Raw genomic sequence first — 2,900 nt, 5'->3', positions numbered from 1 at the left:
CGAAGGCGTGAAGCGCCTGACCGGCTCTCGTCGCCGCGGCCTTGTTGCCGGTGTCCGCTTTGTTCTGTGGCGTGAGGGCCGGATTCCGCTGATGTCTATGTGATGAGTTCGATGGCGCAGCGGGGGCCGGCCGCGGCGACGTACTTGGCGTCGCAGGTGAGAAGGACCGCGTCGATCTGTTCCGCCAGCGCGACGTAGCCGGCGTCGTAGGCGGTCATGTTTTCCCGCAGTTCCCAGACGCGTTGAGCGGTCGGTCCGCCGAGCGGTTCACGACGGATCGGCAGGCGGATCAGGTTGGCGATGAGCGTCGGGGTGTGCTCGGCGAGACGGCGCGTACGTCGGGCCAGGCCGCGGAGCGCCGAGATGACCTCGATGTCCAGGTGGGCAGGGGCGTAGGAGGCGTCGCCGCCGACGATCCGGTCCCTTGCCGCCTTGCGCCGAGGGCTGTCGTCCCCGGCGAGCAGATCGACGATCACGGACGCGTCGACGACGATCAGCCCCACCGTGCATCCTCCGCATCACGGACCGTGCGCACGGCGACGACCGCGTCGTCCGTTGTGAGCCCAATGGAGGCGCGGGTGCTGTCGATGTCGGCGAGCACTTCGTCCATGGTCGGGGTACTCGCCTCGCGGCTGAGCACGTCGAGCAGGTAGGCGTTCAGCGACTGCCGGCGCGCCTTCGCGCGGGCAGCCAGGGTGGCGCGTACCCGAGCCGGGAGGGCTCGGACGGTGAGATTGGTCGTGATCTCTTCGGTAGAGCTCATGACGTCATTCTAACGTCAAAACAGCGTTACTATAGTAGTAGATCATGCGGGCTGCGCACGTCGCCGCTCGTGCGGATGGGCAGTGGACCATCGGATCGGGCGGACCCGGCTACCGCCTGGCCGCGCGCTCCCTGCCGCCCTGCCGGGGTAGCACCTCGTGCGTACCAGTGATCAGATGCTGCCCGCGGCCTGCCGCCGGGTCGTCCGAAGAGCCCGGCTACGGTGCTGGTATCCCCCCTGTACGGACCGCCCTTTCAGGCATTTATGCCGAGCAGTTCCACTTCGAAGCGGAGAGTGGAGTTGGGCGGGATGACGGGCGGGAAGCCGCGGGCGCCGTACGCGAAGTCGGGTGTGACGGTGAGCACCGCCTTCTGGCCGAGCGACAGCTGAGGGACCCCCTCGTCCCACCCTTTGATCACCTTGCCGACGCCGATCTGGGTCACGAACGGCGAGCCTCTGTCACGGGACGAGTCGAACTTCGTGCCGTCGAGCAAGGTGCCAACGTAGTGAATCTGCACGGTGTCCCCCTTCCCGGGGAAGGTCTTGCCGTCTCCCGGCGAAAGGGTCTCAACCGACACGCCCATGCGACCAGCCTTTCCTCGATGATGGGACCAGCCCCAGCAGACCTGCCCTGGCTGGAGCCGAGCACGCCGCCGTCACGGATCTCCGCACCCCGCGGGCAGGAACCGGGGCGTCCAGGGAAGTATGTCAGTCAGGCGAACTTACCTTCTCGACGCTCGTTCGAGCCTGCTCGTCCGACGGCCCGCCACAGCAGCCGATCAGGCCGCTTCGGTGAAGCTGCCGCGCGCCTCCTGCCGACGATCGGCCGCATTCTGGCGGGCCGCGCTCTGAGGCGAGCGGTGCGGCGCCGCCTGCCGCGCGGTGAGCGACGGAGTGGTGGGCAGCCTGGACTTCTAGATCGTTATGATGTCGATGAGGTCCTCGAGGCCGGCGAGGCCGGCGGCGTTGCGGGTGTAAACGCTGGCTTCGTGGGCGTGCGCGGTGGCCGCGATCAGCAGGTCCATCGTCCGGGCGCGCGGTTGGCGTCCGATCTCGACGACGCGAGCAGCGAGCCGGCTGTAGCTGTCAGCGACGGCATCATCGACGGGTAGCGGGTCGAACCGTCGTTGCAGTGCGCTGAGACGGGTGAGTCGGTTCGCGCGGACCTCGGAGGTCTTCGCGACCAGGACGCCGAACTGAAGCTCGGCGATGCTGATGACGCTGACCGCGAGTTCGCCGGGGATCGGCGCGACATCGGTGGCGACCAGCACGCTGGTGTCAAGGATGCCGCGGTTCACCGATCTTCCCAGGGGTCTGTGACGGTGCCGTCGACGAGGTCGCGATCACCGGGCCAGTCGGTGTCGGCCGGCAGAGCGAAGACATCCGCGAGGTCGTCCCAGCGTCGCCATGCGCGCGGGGTCATCGGGCCGAGAACGGCCGCCGGCCGGCCGGAGACGGTGATGGTCAACCGCTCGCCGGCCTGGGCGCGCCGCACCAGTTCGCTGGCGTTCTGCCGCACCTCACGAAGCCCTATCTCATTCACCTTTCCAGGATAGCACTTGTGCTACCTGCTGGCGTGGGCTGAGCTGGTTCAGGTGGTGGCTACCAGCACGTCCTCTCCGGTTGACGGGCGCAGGCCGTCGGTCCGACCGGCGAAGTAGCGCTCGGCGAGCGCGGTTCCCGACACGTGTCGGACGTCCTTGAAGCCGGCTTCGCGGGCCAGCGCCAGCATCTCGTCCGGCGTGTAGAAGCTGATGAACGGTGTGCCGGCTGCTTCCGTGGTCCCGTGACGGGTGTCCTCGAACGGGGAGACCATCTCGACGGCGGGGCCGGGACGGAACGCGTCCGCCTTCTACTGGAGAAAGCGGATGTCGGTGTCACCGGTCAGGTGCCACGACCGGTTGAGCAGAGTGCACTCGCCGACGGCACCGGGCCCGCCTGCCCGTCCTCCGATCAATGATCTGCGAGCGATATCGACGACAGGCCACTCGCAGGATCAATCTTGCTCCGCTCTCGTTGTCTTCAGCCAGCTCCGGGGGAGGAATCGAGGTTGGTCAGGATTCCGCGGTTGTCCGGGTCCGGGACGCTCGGCGGTTTCGGCGCAGGATGGTGAATGCCAGGGCTGCGAGCAGCAGTA

The 2,900-nt window shown here is 67.8% G+C and carries 5 protein-coding genes and 1 pseudogene; all 6 read right to left on the bottom strand.

What is annotated here, in order from left to right; genetic code table 11:
- Window positions 1-95: 95 nt before the first annotated feature.
- Complete coding sequence (locus NBW84_RS20125; protein WP_250286411.1) at window positions 96-503, bottom strand: type II toxin-antitoxin system VapC family toxin; 408 nt, start codon at window positions 501-503, stop codon at window positions 96-98.
- Window positions 494-763 (bottom strand): hypothetical protein, encoded by a 270-nt coding sequence (locus tag NBW84_RS20120; protein ID WP_250286410.1) that lies wholly within the window; start codon window positions 761-763, stop codon window positions 494-496. Before NBW84_RS20120 ends, NBW84_RS20125 begins: the two co-directional genes overlap by 10 nt.
- A gap of 254 nt (window positions 764-1,017) precedes the next feature.
- On the bottom strand, window positions 1,018-1,347 hold the full coding sequence (locus tag NBW84_RS20115) for an FKBP-type peptidyl-prolyl cis-trans isomerase (protein ID WP_250286409.1): 330 nt from the start codon (window positions 1,345-1,347) through the stop codon (window positions 1,018-1,020).
- A 330-nt stretch (window positions 1,348-1,677) separates the two neighbouring features.
- Window positions 1,678-2,061, bottom strand: a complete 384-nt coding sequence (locus NBW84_RS20110) for a type II toxin-antitoxin system VapC family toxin (RefSeq protein ID WP_250286407.1) — start codon at window positions 2,059-2,061, stop codon at window positions 1,678-1,680.
- The gene (locus NBW84_RS20105) at window positions 2,058-2,306 is read right to left on the bottom strand and encodes a type II toxin-antitoxin system Phd/YefM family antitoxin (protein ID WP_445548219.1); all 249 of its coding nucleotides are present in this window, start codon (window positions 2,304-2,306) and stop codon (window positions 2,058-2,060) included. Before NBW84_RS20105 ends, NBW84_RS20110 begins: the two co-directional genes overlap by 4 nt.
- A gap of 48 nt (window positions 2,307-2,354) precedes the next feature.
- Window positions 2,355-2,597: pseudogene (locus tag NBW84_RS20100) on the bottom strand (hypothetical protein); the annotation flags it as partial.
- Between the last annotated feature and the right edge of the window lie 303 nt (window positions 2,598-2,900).

This window comes from Protofrankia sp. CiP1_Cm_nod2, from assembly GCF_920664355.1.
In the GTDB taxonomy this organism is placed as follows: Bacteria; Actinomycetota; Actinomycetes; order Frankiales; family Frankiaceae; genus Protofrankia.
Note: the sequence above shows the minus strand (reverse complement) of the source record. Positions and strands in the feature narration are given on the sequence as shown.